General features: G+C 67.8%; 15 protein-coding genes and 1 tRNA gene. 6 read left to right on the forward strand and 10 right to left on the reverse strand.

Features of this window, described 5'->3' with window-relative positions:
- Positions 1-42: 42 nt before the first annotated feature.
- The 8 genes from BR07_RS25510 to prfB form a co-directional block, all read right to left on the reverse strand.
- A complete protein-coding gene (locus BR07_RS25510; protein WP_051613594.1) occupies positions 43-1,560 on the reverse strand; it encodes an SDR family oxidoreductase in 1,518 nt (505 codons plus the stop codon).
- A gap of 69 nt (positions 1,561-1,629) precedes the next feature.
- Positions 1,630-2,499: a DMT family transporter gene (locus BR07_RS0119175; RefSeq protein ID WP_155957108.1), complete on the reverse strand. Its 870-nt coding sequence runs from the start codon at positions 2,497-2,499 to the stop codon at positions 1,630-1,632.
- The gene (gene smpB / locus BR07_RS0119180) at positions 2,496-2,969 is read right to left on the reverse strand and encodes an SsrA-binding protein SmpB (protein ID WP_027506811.1); all 474 of its coding nucleotides are present in this window, start codon (positions 2,967-2,969) and stop codon (positions 2,496-2,498) included. Before smpB ends, BR07_RS0119175 begins: the two co-directional genes overlap by 4 nt.
- Positions 2,970-3,056: 87 nt before the next feature.
- Complete coding sequence (gene ftsX, locus BR07_RS0119185) at positions 3,057-3,962, reverse strand: permease-like cell division protein FtsX (protein ID WP_027506812.1); 906 nt, start codon at positions 3,960-3,962, stop codon at positions 3,057-3,059.
- A gap of 69 nt (positions 3,963-4,031) precedes the next feature.
- Entirely contained in the window at positions 4,032-4,721 is a 690-nt protein-coding gene (gene ftsE, locus BR07_RS0119190; RefSeq protein WP_027506813.1) for a cell division ATP-binding protein FtsE, read from the reverse strand.
- A gap of 53 nt (positions 4,722-4,774) precedes the next feature.
- Positions 4,775-5,227 carry a hypothetical protein gene (locus BR07_RS26360; protein WP_027506814.1) on the reverse strand — a complete coding sequence of 151 codons (453 nt, stop codon included), beginning with the start codon at positions 5,225-5,227 and terminating at the stop codon, positions 4,775-4,777.
- On the reverse strand, positions 5,224-6,048 hold the full coding sequence (locus tag BR07_RS0119200) for a mechanosensitive ion channel family protein (RefSeq protein WP_081821432.1): 825 nt from the start codon (positions 6,046-6,048) through the stop codon (positions 5,224-5,226). The genes BR07_RS26360 and BR07_RS0119200 overlap by 4 nt, the downstream gene beginning before the upstream one ends.
- A gap of 66 nt (positions 6,049-6,114) precedes the next feature.
- Positions 6,115-7,230, reverse strand: a complete 1,116-nt coding sequence (gene prfB / locus BR07_RS0119205; RefSeq protein WP_027506816.1) for a peptide chain release factor 2 — start codon at positions 7,228-7,230, stop codon at positions 6,115-6,117.
- A 57-nt stretch (positions 7,231-7,287) separates the two neighbouring features.
- On the opposite strand from prfB, the gene BR07_RS25520 reads away from it, so the two are divergent.
- The 4 genes from BR07_RS25520 to BR07_RS25525 all read left to right on the forward strand — a co-directional run bounded on the left by BR07_RS25520 (position 7,288) and on the right by BR07_RS25525 (position 11,134).
- On the forward strand, positions 7,288-8,112 hold the full coding sequence (locus tag BR07_RS25520) for an inositol monophosphatase family protein (RefSeq protein WP_051613595.1): 825 nt from the start codon (positions 7,288-7,290) through the stop codon (positions 8,110-8,112).
- A gap of 39 nt (positions 8,113-8,151) precedes the next feature.
- On the forward strand, positions 8,152-9,570 hold the full coding sequence (locus BR07_RS0119215) for an acyl-CoA dehydrogenase family protein (protein WP_027506817.1): 1,419 nt from the start codon (positions 8,152-8,154) through the stop codon (positions 9,568-9,570).
- 31 nt (positions 9,571-9,601) lie between these two features.
- Positions 9,602-10,822: an acyl-CoA dehydrogenase family protein gene (locus BR07_RS0119220; RefSeq protein ID WP_027506818.1), complete on the forward strand. Its 1,221-nt coding sequence runs from the start codon at positions 9,602-9,604 to the stop codon at positions 10,820-10,822.
- 102 nt (positions 10,823-10,924) lie between these two features.
- Positions 10,925-11,134 carry a hypothetical protein gene (locus BR07_RS25525; protein ID WP_037186691.1) on the forward strand — a complete coding sequence of 70 codons (210 nt, stop codon included), beginning with the start codon at positions 10,925-10,927 and terminating at the stop codon, positions 11,132-11,134.
- Positions 11,135-11,233: 99 nt separating this feature from the next.
- Here BR07_RS25525 and BR07_RS0119230 read toward each other — a convergent pair.
- Positions 11,234-11,310 (reverse strand) — tRNA-Met (locus BR07_RS0119230).
- Between the two features lie 461 nt (positions 11,311-11,771).
- Between BR07_RS0119230 and BR07_RS0119235 the strand changes: the two genes are divergently transcribed.
- Positions 11,772-12,302, forward strand: coding sequence for a transglycosylase family protein (locus tag BR07_RS0119235; protein WP_027506819.1), 531 nt, complete (start codon positions 11,772-11,774; stop codon positions 12,300-12,302).
- 534 nt (positions 12,303-12,836) lie between these two features.
- On the opposite strand, the gene BR07_RS0119240 is transcribed toward BR07_RS0119235, so the two are convergent.
- Positions 12,837-15,833: a UPF0182 family protein gene (locus BR07_RS0119240; RefSeq protein WP_027506820.1), complete on the reverse strand. Its 2,997-nt coding sequence runs from the start codon at positions 15,831-15,833 to the stop codon at positions 12,837-12,839.
- Positions 15,834-16,011: 178 nt separating this feature from the next.
- On the opposite strand from BR07_RS0119240, the gene BR07_RS0119250 reads away from it, so the two are divergent.
- On the forward strand, positions 16,012-16,650 hold the full coding sequence (locus tag BR07_RS0119250; RefSeq protein ID WP_231476446.1) for a PPA1309 family protein: 639 nt from the start codon (positions 16,012-16,014) through the stop codon (positions 16,648-16,650).
- Positions 16,651-16,659 lie beyond the last annotated feature (9 nt).

Genomic DNA, 16,659 nt, shown 5'->3' on the forward strand with positions numbered 1-16,659 from the left:
TCTCGTCCCACCGGTCTTCCCGGTGGACACATCAGTCTAACGTCATCCGACGCGGGTTTCATCCCGTTTGTCACCGGTGTCGGCCGCGCGTTCGGCCTTGCCCGTGATGTTCTCGAGCATGCCGCGGAAGATCACACCGTGGAACGGCATGATGGCGAACCAGTACAGCCGTCCGCCCAGCCCCCGCGGGAAGAAGATCGCGCGCTGCTCGTAGCGGGAGCGGGTCCCGCCGTCGCGCGGAAGGACGCGCAGTTCCAGCCAGGCACCGCCCGGCGCCTTCATCTCGGCGCGCAGACGCAGCAGCGACCCGCGCTCGATCTCCTCGACGCGCCACCAGTCGAGCGCCTCGCCGTTGACCAACCGACGCGGATCCCGACGGCCGCGCTTGAGTCCCACGCCCCCGACGATCTTGTCCATCCAGCCGCGGATGACCCAGGCAGCGGGGAACGAGTACCACCCGTTCTCACCACCGATACCCTCGACGACGTCCCACAGCAGTTCCGGTGGCGCGTTGCAGTCCTGCGCGCGTTCGTCGACGTACACCACCTCGCCGGCCCAGTCCGGGTCCGACGGCAGCGGATCCGATGGGGCGCCGGCATCGGTCGCGTTGGACCACGTGGTCTCCACCTCCCCGTCCTCGATGCGCCGCAGCGCGAGGTGCACGGAATCGGCGAAGGTGGTCAATCCACCCTCCGGCGGTGGGACGACCGTGTCGATGTCCTGTTCGTGGGCGATGGCGTCGTACTGCAGTGACTCGATGAGGGGCATGGCCAGTCCGCGTGGGATGGGCGTGACCAACCCGATCCAGTGACCCGCGAGTCGGGGCGTCAGCACCGGCAACACCAGCATGCGACGCTTGCGCAGACCCGCCACACTCGCGTACTCGTTCATCATCTCGCCGTACTGCAGGACGTCCGGCCCACCGATGTCCCAGGTACGGGACGTCTCGAACGGAGCGGTCGCCGACTCGATCAGGTAGTGCAGCACGTCGCGGACGGCGATCGGCTGGATCTGGTTGTGCACCCACTTGGGGGTCGTCATGACGGGCAGTCGATTGGTGAGGTGCCGAATCATCTCGAACGACGCGGATCCGGAGCCGATGACGACACCCGCCTGCAGCACCACGGTGAAGACGCCGGACTCGATGAGGATCCGGCCCACCTCGGCCCGCGATTCGAGGTGCGGGGACAACGCGCCGGTCACCGGGTGGAGGCCGCCGAGATACACGATGCGCTGCACTCCGGCGGCCTTCGCCGCTTCGGCCACGTTCTCCGCACTTCGACGCTCCGCCTCGGCGAAGTGGTCGGATCCCCCCATGGAGTGGACGAGGTAGTAGACGACGTCGACGTCCCGGAACGCATCGTCCAGCGACTCGCGATCACTCAGATCGCCCTGCACCACCTCGACGTCCGCAGCCCACGGCACGTCGCGAAGCTTCTGAGGCGACCGGGCGAGGACGCGAACCCGGTAGCCGGCCTCCGTCAGTCGCGGGGCGAGTCGACCGCCGATGTAGCCCGTCGCTCCGGTGACCACGACACGGGCGCCTGCTTCGGTGTTCATGCATTCCATTCATAGCAGAGGAGCACCTCGAGTGTGGCGCCCACCCGGAGCGCGACCACCGCCAGGTGGTCAGGCACCCGCGGTGATCAGCCCGACCGCGCCCAGGGCGATGACCATGCCGACGATCTGCACCTTGGCCACCCGCTCCCCCAGCATCACCATGGCCAGCAGCACGGTCGCGGCGGGATACAGCGAGGCGATCACGCTGACGAGGGACAGCAGCCCACCCTGGAAGGCATAGAGCAACGCGGCGTTGGCGGCGACGTCCAGAAGAGCGATCCAGGCGGCCAGCTTCAGAACGCCGCCACGGGGGAACGAGAACATGCCGGTGCCGAGGGCGACCGCCCACACGAGGGCGGTGGCGGTGACCCGGTTTGCCAGCAACGGCCACAGACCCGCGTCGTCCTCCCCGGCCCGGTCGAGAAAGATGAACGTCAACGCGAATGCCAGACCGGAACCGACGGTCAGCCATGCCACCCGGGGCGTGAATCGCAGAGTCCGTCCGCCGGCCACGTCACCTGCGGCGTCGTCGGGTGACTCCTTGCTGACCATGAGCACGGCCACCAGCGCCAACGCGATGCCGATGTATGCCAGGACGCCGGGTCGCTCGCCCAGGACGAGCCCGACGCCGACCGGTACACCGGCCACCAGAACGGCCGTGATCGGCGACACGACGGCCATCGGCCCGGCGGCGAGTGCCAGGTAGAACCACCACACGGCGACACCGCCGGCCAGTCCGGACAACGCACCCCACACCACGGACGACGCGGTGAGAGTGCCTCCGACGAACGGCATCACCGCCGCCACGACGAGTACCGAGACCGGGTACGAGACGATCACCACGCGCAGCGCGGCGACGCGTCGGGACGCGACTCCTCCGACGAAGTCGCTGACGCCGTACCCGAGCGCCGCGATCAGCGCGAGGACGATCGCGGTCAGCGCATTCCCTTTATGCGACGACCGAGTTCACGGGTGACCTCGCGTTCCGCCGTTCGGCGAGCCAGGTCCTGACGCTTGTCGTAGTCCTGCTTGCCCTTCGCCAGGGCCAGCTCGACCTTCACCTTGCCCTCGTTGAAGTACATGGAGAGCGGTACCAGCGTCATGTTGCCCTCACGCGTCTTGCCGATGAGGACCTCGATCTCCCGCTTGTGCAGCAGGAGCTTGCGGTTGCGCCGCGGCGCGTGGTTGGTCCAGCTTCCCGCCATGTACTCGGGAATGTGCAGGCCGCGCAGCCACACCTCGCCGTCGTCGACGGTGGCGAAGGCATCGGCCAGCGACGCCTTCCCGTCACGCAGGCTCTTGACCTCGGTGCCGACGAGGGCGACTCCGGCCTCGTAGACGTCGAGGATCGTGTAGTTGTGTCGCGCTTTGCGATTGGTCGCAATCGCCTTGCGACCTTTCTCCTTCACAGCTGGAACTCCTTCGGGCGCGGGTGGACGTGACTTCTGACAACCATAAGGACTCCGTCCACCCGTTTGTTCCGGGTGCCGGGTGCGCTACTGCCGGACGTACAGGCGCAGGGTGATGTAGGAGGTGATCGTGGCCATGCCGACGCCGACCAGAAGCAGGATCGGCGAGACCAACAAGACGTCGCTCGTCGTCACCCGAGCCAGGATGTTGGCCTGGTACAGGTCGTCCAGCACCGAGTCGATGAACGCCGCCTTGGCGGTGAACAGTCCGGCGATGGCGAGCACCGCACCCACCAGCGATGCCGCGATGGCCTCGAGCAGGAAGGGCAGCTGCGTGTACCACCGCGTGGCGCCGACCAGGCGCATGATGCCCACCTCGGTCCGACGGGTGAACGCGGCGATCTGCACCATGTTGGCGATCAGCAGGACCGCCGCGACGGCCTGGACCACAGCCACCGCGAACGCGGCGTTGCGGACGCCCGCGAGGACGCTGAACAGCCGGTCGACCAGTTCGCGTTGGTTGAGCACGCTCTGCACACCCGGCCGCGCCCCGAACTCGTCGTTGATCACGCCGAACCGCTCGGGATCGCTGAGCTTCACCTTGAACGACGCGGGGAAGCTCTCGGGTGACACCAGGGACGCCAGCTCCGGCTGATCCTTGAAGACGCGATCGGTGGCGTCGGCGACGGCGTCCTCCCGGTTGAGGTACTGCACCGACACCACGGACGGCGTCGATTCGAGGTCCGTGCGGAGGCCGGCGCAGATGCCCGAGGTGCAGTCCGGGTCGGTGGTCGAGATGTCGTCGGTCAGGAAGATCTGGACCTCGACGCGATCCAGGAAGATCTGCTGCGTCTTCCCCGCCATCTGCACGACCAGCAGGCCACCACCGAACAGACCGAGGGAGATGGCGGTGGTCAGCACCATCGCGATGGTCATCGTGATGTTGCGGCGCAGTCCGGTGAGAACTTCGCCGAGAAGGAAACTAGCGCGCACGGTTCACACACTTTCTTCGAGAGGTCGTTGCGCCGAGGCGCGAGGAGGGGACGGAGCCGAGAGCGGGATCTAACGACCCACGCCGTACACCCCTCGTGCCTCGTCGCGGACCACCCGGCCGTTGTCGAGCTCGACGACGCGGCGACGCATCGAGTCGACGATGTGGTTGTCGTGAGTGGCCATGAGGATGGTGGTGCCCGTGCGGTTGATGCGCTCGAGCAGCAACATGATGTCCTGGCTGGTGTCGGGGTCCAGGTTGCCGGTGGGCTCGTCCGCGAGCAGCACGAGCGGCCGGTTCACGAAGGCGCGGGCCACGGCGACTCGCTGTTGCTCGCCGCCGGACAGCTCGGACGGCAGACGATCCGCCTTGCCGGACAGGCCGACCAGCTCGAGCACCTCCGGCACCGTCCGCTCGATCACCCCGCGCGGCTTGCCGATCACCTCGAGGGCGAACGCGACGTTCTCCGACACCGACTTGTTCTGCAGCAGGCGGAAGTCCTGGAAGACGCATCCCATGCTCTGCCGCAGCTTCGGCACGCGCCGCCCGGCGAGCTTGTTCACGTGGAAGTCCGCCACCGTGATGTCGCCCGAGGTCGGCATCTCCTCGCGCAAGAGCAGGCGCATGAAGGTCGACTTGCCCGAGCCCGACGGCCCGATGAGGAAGACGAACTCGCCCTTCTCCACCTTCACCGACACCTTGTCCAGCGCGGGTCGAGTCGAGGACTTGTAGGACTTCGAGACGTTCTCCACGCTGATCACGGGTCGCCAGTGTAGCCGCGCGTCCCGACGGTGCCGCTACAGCGACGCGCGGGTCAGTTCGTTCCGCTCGGCAACGGCAGACCGGGGATGGTCGGCAGCTGGAACCCGGGCGCGCGTGTCGTCGTGCCGGTGGTGGTCGTGGGCGCCGGCGCGGTCGTCGTTACACCGTCCTGCGGCGAGGCCGGATCGGTCGTGGTCGGCACGGGCGTCGTGGTTGACCGGAACGTGTTGGTCGTCGGGGCGTAGGTCTCCGCCGGGGGCGGCGCCTCGGACGACGACGGTGCGGGCGGAACGTACACCGGCGAGTTCTCGTTGAGGGTCGGGTCGAAGCGCACGTTGTTCCACAGCACCAGTACTGCCAGGAAGGCGAGCACCATCACCACGGTGGTCGTGCGGAAACGGCCGAGGATGCGCGCCGGTATGCGCGACATCCACCCGGGGCGGAACGTCGATCGCGGAGCGTCCGGGTGCTCGGTCGCCGGGCTCTCGGGTTCGTTCGAGGTCACTGTTCGCCTCCCACGGGACGGTCGGCGGAGAGTTCGGGCGAGACGGTGATGCCGTCGTTGCGCAGTGTCAGAGCGATGCGCGCCCGGAGCTCGCGTCCCACCTCGAACTGCTTGCCCGGCAGGGTGCGGGCGACGAGGCGCAGGTTGACCTGGTCCACCTCGATGCTCTCGACACCCATGACGGTGGGCTCGTCGAGCAGCAACTCGGTGAGCCGACCGTCGCGATAGGCCTCCTCGCCCACCGACTTCAACAGCTCGGTGACGCGGGACAGGTCCGCGGACGGCGGCACCGGTACGTCGATGACCGCGCGCGCCCAGTCCTTCGACAGGTTGACCGCCTTGACGATCTGCCCGTTGGGCACGGTGATCACCTCGCCCTCGGCCGACCGCACCCGCGTGACGCGCAGCGTCACGTCCTCGACGGTGCCGATCGCGTCGCCCGCGGTGCCGGTGATCGCGAGTTGGACCACGTCGCCGTACCCGTACTGACGCTCGGTGATGATGAAGAACCCGGACAGGATGTCCTGGACGATGCGCTGGGCACCGAAACCGAGCGCGGCACCGAGCACGGTCGCCGGAGCCACGAGGCTGGTGATCGGGAAGCCGAGGCGCTGCAGGACCCGGATGGCGACCAGCACGTAGATGAGTGCCACGACCACCCAGGTGACGACCTGCGCCACCGAGTGGCGGTGTTTCGCCGCCTCGGTGCGCACGAGCGCGTCGGTCTGCTGGTAGGTCCGGTCGATGCGGCCGGTGATCTTGCCGCCGGCCCACCCCACCGCCCGCGCCGCGAGCATGCCGCCGAGGATCCACAGGATCATCTCGAGGAAGTTGTTCTGGAGCCAGAAGACGAAATCGGGAGGCAGTGGCCAGAAGGCGCTCACCTGTTACTCCTGCTCTGCACGCATACGCCAGCGGATGCCCGACTCGATGAAGCCGTCGATGTCACCGTCGAGCACCGAGGACGGGTTGTTGACCTCGTACTCGGTCCGCAGATCCTTCACCATCTGGTACGGGTGCAGGACGTACGAGCGCATCTGGTTACCCCAGGAGCTGCCGCCGTCGCCCTTGAGGGCGTCCATCTCGGCGCGCTCCTCCTTGCGCTTGACCTCGAGCAGCTTGGCCTGCAGCACGCGCATGGCGGACACCTTGTTCTGCAGCTGCGACTTCTCGTTCTGGCAGGTGACGACGATGCCGGTCGGAATGTGTGTGAGCCGCACGGCGGAGTCGGTGGTGTTGACGGACTGACCACCCGGTCCCGACGAGCGGTACACGTCGACACGGATGTCGTTCTCGGGGATCTCGATGTGATCGGTGGTCTCGACGACCGGCAGCACCTCGACCTCGGCGAAGGACGTCTGGCGGCGACCCTGGTTGTCGAAGGGGCTGATGCGCACGAGACGATGCGTGCCCTGCTCGATCGACAGAGTTCCGTAACTGTAGGGCGCCTTCACCGCGAAGGTGGCGCTCTTGATGCCGGCCTCCTCGGCGTACGAGGTGTCGTAGACCTCCACGCCGTATCCGTGCTTCTCGGCCCAGCGGATGTACATGCGCATCAGCATCTCGGCCCAGTCCGCGGCGTCGATCCCGCCGGCGCCGGACCGGATGTTGACCAGCGCGTCACGCTTGTCGTACTCACCCGACAGCAGGGTCCGCACCTCGAGCAGCTCGACGTCGGTGTGCAGGGAGACGCGCTCGGCGTCCGCCTCCGCGAGCGCCTCGGCGGCGGCCTCGCCCTCTTCCGCCTCGGCGAGCTCGTACAGCACCGGAAGATCGTCGAGCCGCTGGCGCAGCGCCTCGACCCGCCGCAACTCGGTCTGCGCGTGCGACAACGCGCTGGTCACCTGCTGGGCGTGGTCCTGGTCGTTCCACAGCTCGGGGTCGGCAGCCTGGTGTTCGAGCTCGTCGATCCGGCGACGGAGTTCCTCGATGTCGAGCACCGACTCCACGGTCTTGAGGGTGGTGTCGAGTTCGGCGATGTCAGCGGATACGTCAGGATGCACGCGCCCGAGGTTACCGGCAACGACCGACGGGCCCGCACCGCAGTAACGTCCTGTGCCGTGACCGACCTCGCCGACGATCTCACCCTCGCCCTCCGTCTCGCGGACGCGGCCGACGCCATCACCACGGCGCGATTCCTGGCCGTGGACCTGCGCATCGAGGACAAGCCGGATCTCACACCCGTCTCGGACGCGGATCTGGCCGTCGAGACCGAGATCCGGCGGCTGCTCGGCGAGGTCCGACCGGGCGATGCGGTGTTGGGCGAGGAGTTCGGCGGCGACGCCGTCCTCTCCGGGCGTCAGTGGGTGCTCGATCCCATCGACGGCACCAAGAGCTTCGTCCGCGGTGTGCCGATCTGGGCGACGCTGGTCGCGCTGCTCTCCGACGGCGTGCCGGTCGTGGGAGTGGTCAGCGCTCCCGCTCTCGCGCGGCGATGGTGGGCGGCCGACGGGCTGGGAGCGTTCGCACGCTTCGGTGCCGGCGAGCCGCGACGGTTGTCGGTGTCGTCGGTGGCGTCTCCGTCCTCGGCGAGCCTGGGATTCTCCAGCCTCAGCGGGTGGAAGGACGCCGGTCTGCGAGAGAACTTCCTGGATCTGACCGACGAGGTGTGGCGCGTCCGCGGCTACGGCGACTTCCTCTCGTACTGCCTGGTCGCCGAGGGATCGATCGATGTGGCCGCCGAGCCCGAAGTATCACTGTGGGACCTGGCTCCGCTCGACGTGCTGGTACGGGAGGCGGGCGGCCGTTTCACCGCTCTCGACGGTGCGGCGGGGCCGCACGGAGGCAGTGCGGTGGCGTCGAACGCGCTTCTGCACGACGCCGTCCTCGGGCGCCTGACGCGCCGACCTTACTCGACGGTAGACACCGAACTTACTGGCGAGTAAGATAGGTCCCGTCCACGACCGAACACCGAGAACAGCTGGGTGATCATGACGAAGAACGACAGCGCCCCCACGACCAAGACCGATGCGTCTCGGCGCCCGGTGCGCGACACGTCAGCGGTCGGGCTCAACCCGATCCGACGCGACGCCATCGGAACCGCGATGCGCGTGCTCACCAAGCTCTCCGGCTCCGACCTGGCCGAGAAGTACAACCTGCGCCAGACGATCGACCGTGTCACGTACGAGAGCACGAAGACCGGCTTCAAGACGCTCGGTGCCGCCACCCGGACCTTCTCCAAGGTGTCCGGCGGAGGCAAGCCCGAGCGTCTGCCCGAGTCCTCCACCAAGGGACTCGACTACTTCGACCTGACTCCCGACGACGAGCAGAAGATGATCGTCGAGACGGTGCTCGAGTTCGCCGAGGAGATCATGCGCCCGGCAGCGCACGACGCCGACGAGGCCGCGGCATCGCCGGACGACCTCGTCGCTCGCGCCGCCGAACTGGGCATCACCCTCATCAACGTCCCCGAGAACCTCGAGGGCGCGGCCAGTGAGCGCGGCGCCGTCACCAACGCCCTCGTCGCCGAGGCGCTCGCGTACGGAGACATGGGCCTGGCCCTGCCGATCCTCGCCCCCAGCGGCGTGGCGGTGGCGCTCACGCAGTGGGGCACCGAGACTCAGCAGAAGACGTACCTGCCGTCCTTCACGGGTGAGAAGGTGCCCAGTGCGGCTCTAGTCGTGAACGAGCCGCGCGCGCTCTTCGACCCGTTCGCGCTGCAGACCAAGGCGGTCCGCTCCCCCAGCGGCTACAAGCTCACGGGCGTCAAGAGCCTCGTGCCGTCGGCCGCCGCCTGCGAGCTGTTCATCGTCGCCGCCGAACTCGACGGCCGTCCCGCGCTCTTCATCGTCGAGTCGGACAGCGCCGGGTTGAGTGTCGAGGCGGACCCCAGCATGGGTCTGCGTGCAGCGGGCATCGGTCGACTGCATCTCGACGGCGTCGCCGTACCCGAGGCCAACCTGTTGGGCGACGGCGACGCGGACGCCCACGTGTCCGACTACACCGACGCCATCCGGCTCGCGCGTCTCGGCTGGGCGTCCATGGCCGCCGGCACGTCGAAGGCCGTCCTGGACTACGTGGTCCCCTACGTCAACGACCGCACCGCGTTCGGCGAGCCGATCAGCAACCGTCAGGCCGTCGCCTTCATGGTAGCCAACATCGCGATCGAGCTCGACGGTCTGCGCCTGGTCATCCAGCGTGGTGCGTCCCGTGCGGAGCAGGGACTGTCCTTCGCACGCGAGGCCTCGCTCGCCCGACGACTCGCGACGGACAAGGGCATGCAGATCGGCCTCGACGGTGTCCAGCTTCTCGGCGGACACGGTTTCACCAAGGAGCACCCGGTCGAGCGCTGGTACCGCGATCTCCGCGCCGTCGGCGTTGCCGAGGGCATCGTCCTGATCTGATCCGACACCCCACCTTTCGATTGGAACTCTCATGATCAATCTCGAACTTCCTCGCAAGCTCAGGGCGTCGGCCAACCAGGCTCACCAGGTCGCGGCCGAGATCATGCGCCCCGTGTCGCGCAAGTACGACCTGGCGGAGCACGCCTACCCGGTCGAGCTCGACACCATGGCCGCCATGATCGAGGGCATGAGCGACGCCGGCGGTGAGATCGGCGGCGCCAAGGGCGGCCGTGAGGCCAAGGGCGACGCTCCGAAGCCGAGCAAGACCCCGAATGCCAACGGCGGCAACATGTCCGCTCTGGTCAACGTCATCGAGACCTGCTGGGGCGACGTGGGTCTGACCCTGTCCATCCCCTACCAGGGCCTCGGCAACTCCGCCATCGCCGCCGTCGCCACCGACGAGCAGCTCGAGCGCTTCGGCAAGGTGTGGGCCTCGATGGCCATCACCGAGCCCTCGTTCGGTTCCGACTCGGCCGCCGTGAGCACCACCGCGGTACTCGACGGTGACGAGTGGGTCCTGAACGGCGAGAAGATCTACGTCACGGCCGGCGAGCGCTCCACGCACATCGTCGTGTGGGCCACCGTCGACAAGACCAAGGGCCGCGCCGCGATCAAGTCCTTCGTCGTCCCGCGGGACGCGCCGGGCCTGTCCGTCGCACGCCTCGAGCACAAGCTGGGAATCAAGGCGTCCGACACCGCAGCCCTGCTCCTCGACAACTGCCGCATCCCGAAGGACAACCTCCTGGGTTCCCCGGACGTCGACACGGACAAGGGCTTCGCCGGCGTCATGCAGACGTTCGACAACACCCGTCCTCTGGTCGCCGGCATGGCCATCGGAGTCGCCCGTGCAGCGCTCGAGGAGCTCCGGTCGATCCTGACCGACGCCGGAGTGGTCATCGATTACGACGCTGCCACCTACAGCCAGTCGGCCGCTGCTGCGGAGTACATCCGGCTCGAGGCCGACTGGGAGGCTGCTTACCTGCTCGCTCTCCGCGCTGCGTGGATGGCGGACAACAAGGAGCCCAACTCGCTGCAGGCGTCGATGTCCAAGGCGAAGGCAGGCCGTAGCGCCACCGACATCACGCTCAAGGCGGTGGAACTGGCCGGCACGCTCGGCTTCTCCGAGCACCTGCTGCTCGAGAAGTGGTCACGCGACTCGAAGATCCTCGACATCTTCGAGGGCACCCAGCAGATCCAGCAGCTGATCGTGGCTCGCCGCGTGCTCGGGAAGACGTCCGCCGAGCTGAAGTGACGGTCACACGACCCTGAGAAAGGCCCGGCACATGTGCCGGGCCTTTCTGCTGTTCTGGCAAGCTGGAACGGACGAAGCACGGCGAACACGAGGGAGACTGCCATGTCGGACTGGGCGAAGAAGATCGAGGACAAAGCCAAGGGCCTCGTCGCGGAGGCCGAGGTGGGCCTCACCCACCTCGAGGGTGCGGACGCCGTCGATCTGGACGAGACGGACGACTCGGGGGACCGTACGGACGCCGGCGGGGACGTCGACGAGAACGACGCGCCCAGCACGGGCATGACGTCGGCGGATCCAGACATCTCTCACTGAGCACGAGGCACCGACGTCGCTCTGATCCGATCGAGTCGACGCCGGTGCCCGCGGCAACGCGAAAGGCCCGACAGTCTGAGACTGTCGGGCCTTTCGTGGTGGTAGCGGGGACAGGATTTGAACCTGCGACCTCTGGGTTATGAGCCCAGCGAGCTACCGAGCTGCTCCACCCCGCGTCAGCATCGAGAACCTTTCGGCTCCGTCTGCGGTGCAAGCTGTGCTGCGTTCTTGCTGAACAAGAAGTTACCGGACGGCGTCGGTGAATTGCAAATCGCCTGCTGAGCAACGAGATCGAGCCTCGGAGGGTGACCGCGGTCTCTTTTCACCCGTGTTCCCCCTCACATAACGATGGGGTCACGAGAGGACACGAGACGGTTGTCATCCGTCATGACCTGCAGAGATGTCACGAACCCACCATCTCGCCCGTTTCCGACCTCACCAGAGGGCCGGGTGACGGCTCGTGATTGTTTCGTTACCGTCGCGCTCGGCCCGAAACAAGGGCCAGGCCGACCCGCCGCTGGATTCTTCTGCCCCGCGGGATCGGAGACCCGACTCGATGGGGGCAGGGATTCGAGCGAATGCAGGCGTCACTCGCCTGCGCGCTCACGTCGACCAGCGCTGAGAGGATCTACCCCGCATGACCACTGCACGTAACTTCACCACCCGCGCGCTCGGATGGGCCGCCGTCACCGGCGCCGTCGTCGCCGCACCGCTCGTCCTGAGCACCGGAACCGCCTCCGCAGCACCCGCCCACAACTGGGACGGCGTCGCACAGTGCGAGAGCGGCGGCAACTGGGGCATCAACACCGGCAACGGCTACTACGGTGGCCTGCAGTTCTCGCAGAGCACCTGGGCGGCCAACGGCGGCTCCGGCACCGCGTCCAGCGCCTCCAAGGCCGAGCAGATCCGCGTCGCCGAGAACGTTCTCGCGACCCAGGGCGTCGGCGCATGGCCCACCTGCGGCCAGTACCTCTCGTCGGGCACCACGTCGGTCGCCGAGGCGCCCGCACCGGCACCCGCTCCCGCGCCCGCTGCACCCGCCGCACCGGCACCCGTGCAGTCCGCCGTCGAGCAGGGCGCAGCACTGGCCCAGCAGTACGGCGTCGGCCAGCAGTACCAGGACTTCGTGGCCGCCAACTCCGGCGTCCTCGCGGGCCTCGCTCGCTAGAGCATCCTCTCGAACGTCCGAAGCGGGCGCACCCGATCATCGGGTGCGCCCGCTTCGTCGTGTGCGGGGCGTCTGCTGGGGCCCTGGTGTCGCCGCACCGGCCCCGCGACGCGATCTGCACCCTGCGCTCAAGGCTCACACCCCCTCCAGCAGGCGGGAAGGGGTGCGGGGTGCTGGAATCCGTGCGGGTCGACGCGGCGGCTCCCCCACACCCGGCCACGCCCCGGCCCCGTCGTCGGCGCAGGCGATCCGCACACGTTTCCTTAGCCGCGCACCCCCACCCGCCGGCGACAACGCGTGCGGGGCGCTGGAACCCGTGCGGGTCGACGCAGCGGCTCCCCCGCAACCCGGCTCCCCGATACCACCACTGCCATCCGCACACGTCGACAAGCCGCACACCCCCACCCGCCGGCGGCAACGCGTGCGGGGCGCTGGAACCCGCGCGCAACGACCCGAACACAACGACCCGCGCTCACGACGAAGCCCCGCCACTCGTGACGAGTGACGGGGCTTCGGTCGTGACTACCGGGCCGACTAACCGCCGGTGCTGTTGTACTGGTCGATCGCGCGCTGCAGGTTGTCGAACGCGGTACCGAGCTGGGCGAAGTCACCCGACTGCTGCGCGGTCCGCACTGCTGCCAGCGCACTGTTGAGGTTGTTCACCGCCGCCGTCCGGTCGACGGGCGCAGCGGGTGCGGCCGACGTGGACGGAGGCGTGGTGGCAGACCCCTCGGTGGGTGCCGGGGTGGTGCCGGTCGACGAGCCGTTGTCCGGCTGCGGCTCCGTCGCCTCACCGCCCGGCGCGGTCGCCACGCTGCCCGTACCGGAGCCGAACACCTGGTCCAGTGCCTCGGCCAGCGTCGCCGCGTACCCGACGCGGACACCGCCGCCTGCACCCGGCTCGCGATAGCTCACGAGTACGCGGGACAACTGCGGGAACGTGGAGGTGTTCGTCGTGTTGCGCTCGGTGTACAGCGGCTCGACGTACAGGATTCCGCCGTTGGCGATGGGCAGTGTCAGCAGGTTGCCGTACTGGATCCTGTTGGACTGCTGCAGCAGCGTTCGGTCCGACGCCACACGGGTGTCCGACGTCATCGAGTTCTGCGCCTGCTGCGGACCCTGAGTCTGCGTGTCGGTGGGCAACTGCAGCACCGTGAACTCGCCGTAACCCTCCGGATCGGAGCGCACGGAGATGTACGCGGACAACAGCTCTCGGTTGAAGCCCACCATCGCACTGGTCAACCTGAACGACGGCTGGCCCGTGTCCGGATCACCGATCAGGACGTAGTACGGCGGCTGGTTGAGGTTGGTGCCACCCTCGACGGTCGGGTCACTGGGAACCGACCAGAACGCGTTGTTGGTGAAGAACTCGCCGGGATCGTTGACGTGGTACTTGGCGAGCATCTCGCGCTGGACCTTGAACAGGTCCTCGGGGTAGCGGAAGTGCTGACGCAGTTCGTCGGAGATCGCCGACTCGGGCTGGACCGCACCCGGGAACGCGCCCATCCACGCGGCGAGGACGGGATCGTTGTCGTCCACCTGGTACAGGTTCACCGACCCGTCGTAGGCGTCGACGGTGGCCTTGACCGAGTTGCGGATGTAGGACACCTCGTCACGCGGAAGCAGTCGACCGGTGTTGGCGTCGATGCTGTCCTGTACCAGTCCCTCGAGCGAACTGCGCTGCGCGTAGGGGTACTGGTCCAGCGTGGTGTACGCGTCGACGATCCAGACGATCTTTCCACCGACCACGGCCGGGTAGGAGTTGCCGTCCGCGGTCAGCCACGGTGCGACCTTCTGCACGCGCTCACGAGGATCGCGGTTGAAGATGATCTTCGAGTCGTCGCCGATGGCGCCCGAGAAGAGGATGTTGCGTTCGGTGTACTTCGCCGCGAACGCCAACCGGTTGAACCAGTTGCCGATGCCGACGCCACCCGAACCGGTGTAGGTGTAGCGCGAGGTGTCGGTGTCGTACTCGCGGCCGTCCGAGCCTTCGCTGCCACCGACGATGGCGTAGTCGGGGTTGGACGACGCGATGACCTCGCCGTAGTAGATGCGGGGCTGCTCCACCGGAATGACCTGGTCGTCCGCGGCCTGCGACGCGAGGTCGCTGACGGTGTAGATCGGGTACCCGGAGTTGCTGTTCGACTCGGTGCTCGTCGCGTCCTGCACGGCGGCGTTCACGCGGTTGGCCGGGGCCGCCACGAAACCGTTGCCGTGCGTGTACACCGTGTGGCGGTTGATCCAGTCGGTCTGGTTGCCGGTGAGGCTGTTGGGAGACAGCTCACGCGCCGCGACGATGTAGTCCTGGAGCTGCCCGTCGATCTCGTAGCGGTCGACGTCCAACGTGGACGGGAACCCGTAGAAGTTCTTGAGCTGCTGCTGCTGGGTGAAGGTGCGCGAGAGCACGTTCGGATCGAGCAGACGGGTGTTGGCGATGGTGGTCTGGTCCGCGGGGACGTCCCGAGGCGACGCGGAACCGACGCCCGTGTAGTCCTCGTAGGTCACGGTGTCGTCCGTGATGCCGTAGGCGGCTCGGGTGGCCTCGATGTTCCGTTCGATGTACGCCCGCTCCTTGTCGGCAGCGTTGGGGCGCACCGAGAACTGCTCGACGACCAACGGCCAGACGGCGCCGACGAGAATCGACGACAGGACGAGAAGCGCGGTGGCGAGTGCCGGGATCCGCAGATCGCGCAGGAAGATCGCCGCGAAGAAGGCACCCGCACAGATGACAGCGATGGCCAGCAGGATGAGCTTCGCGGGCAGGACGGCGTTGATGTCGGTGAAGCCGGGGCCCGTGAACGTGGGCTCCTTACGGCTGCTCGACAAGAGTGCGTAACGATCGAACCAGTACGCCACCGCCTTGAGGACGACGAAGGTGCCGGCGAGCACGGCCAACTGGATGCGCGCCGACTTGGTCAGCGCACCCTCGCGGCCGCTGAGGCGCAGGCCGCCGAAGATGTAGTGCGTGACCAGTGCCGCGAAGAAGGCGATGACGACGGCGACGAAGAGCCAGTTGAGGATCGACCGGTAGAACGGCAGATCGAAGGCGTAGAAGCCGACGTCCAGGTTGAACTGCGGATCCTGCACGCCGAAGGATCCACCGTGCAGGAACATCTGCACCGTGACCCAGTTGCCCTGTGCGACAAGGCCGGAGAGCAGGCCGATGACGACCGGGATGCCGATACCGAACACGCGCAGACGCGACATGACGGTGGTGCGGTAGCGAGCGATGGGATCGTTCGGTCCGGCCGTGGGCACGAAGACCGGACGCGACCGGTAGGCGACGGTGAGAGCACCGAACACCGTGCCGCCCACCAGCAGAGCGACGACGAGGAACGTGATCACGCGAGTGAGGAGCACCGTCGTGAAGACGTTGCGGAAGCCGACCTCCCCGAACCACAACCAGTCCGTGTACGTGTCCACCAACCGGGGACCGATGAGCAACAGCGCGGCCAGAACCAACGCCAGGACCAGTAACGTACGGCTCCGTCTCGACAACGACGGCAAACCGGTTGGGGGCCTCATGCCCACGTGCCACACTCCAAGATCTCGCGCGCCGTCGCCTCGTGACACCACCGTGACGACACCACATGTCCGTTTTCGACCACTGTACGGACACCCTCGAACGCGAAGTGTCCCGCCGTGGCGACGTCCACGACTCTAGCCCTCGATGCGAGGATGGAGCGGTGAGTGACAACGAGGATGCATCGTGACCGGGAGCGAGTGGTTCGATCCCGAATCCGGGGACGCCCGCGCCGAACGCGCCCTCGCCCGCTGTGTGCGCGAGGTCGTCGACTACGTGGACGCCGGCGGGTGGGACCAGGGGCCTCAGTTGTTCGCGTTGGTCCCGACCGAGGATCTGGCGGCCGCGGAGCCCAGCCTGCTCGACCAGCTCGAGGACGGCGCCGACCTGACCCCTGTCGCCCAGGAGCGGCTGCCCGCCGACGTCGCGGGCGGATCGCACGCGCTCGACGAGTTCCTCGGCACGACCACCTGGCCGGCCTCGGTCGCCGGGTGCGCACTGGTCGAGGAGATCGTCGTTCTGCCGCCCGAGGCCGAATCGGATCTCGACAGCGCCCTCGCTCCGCTCCTGGCGGATCGCGACGCGGCGGACCAGGCCGCGCGCCTCACGGCCGAGGAGCACCCCGACCGGCGCGACGGGCGGCTCATCGTCGCCGTACTTCGGGACGGTCCGTCCATCGCCCTGCTGCAGCTGCGTCCCGAGAACGAGGACGACAGCAGTTTCGACGAGGCGCCGGAGCTACTGACCTACGAGAACCTGGCGCCGAACGTCGTCGCGGCGCTGCACGCCACGCTCGACGCGGATCCCGAGGACGAGGACTACTGACGTTCGCAC

The sequence above is a fragment of the Rhodococcus sp. UNC23MFCrub1.1 genome, from assembly GCF_000686025.1.
Classification (GTDB): Bacteria; Actinomycetota; Actinomycetes; order Mycobacteriales; family Mycobacteriaceae; genus Rhodococcoides.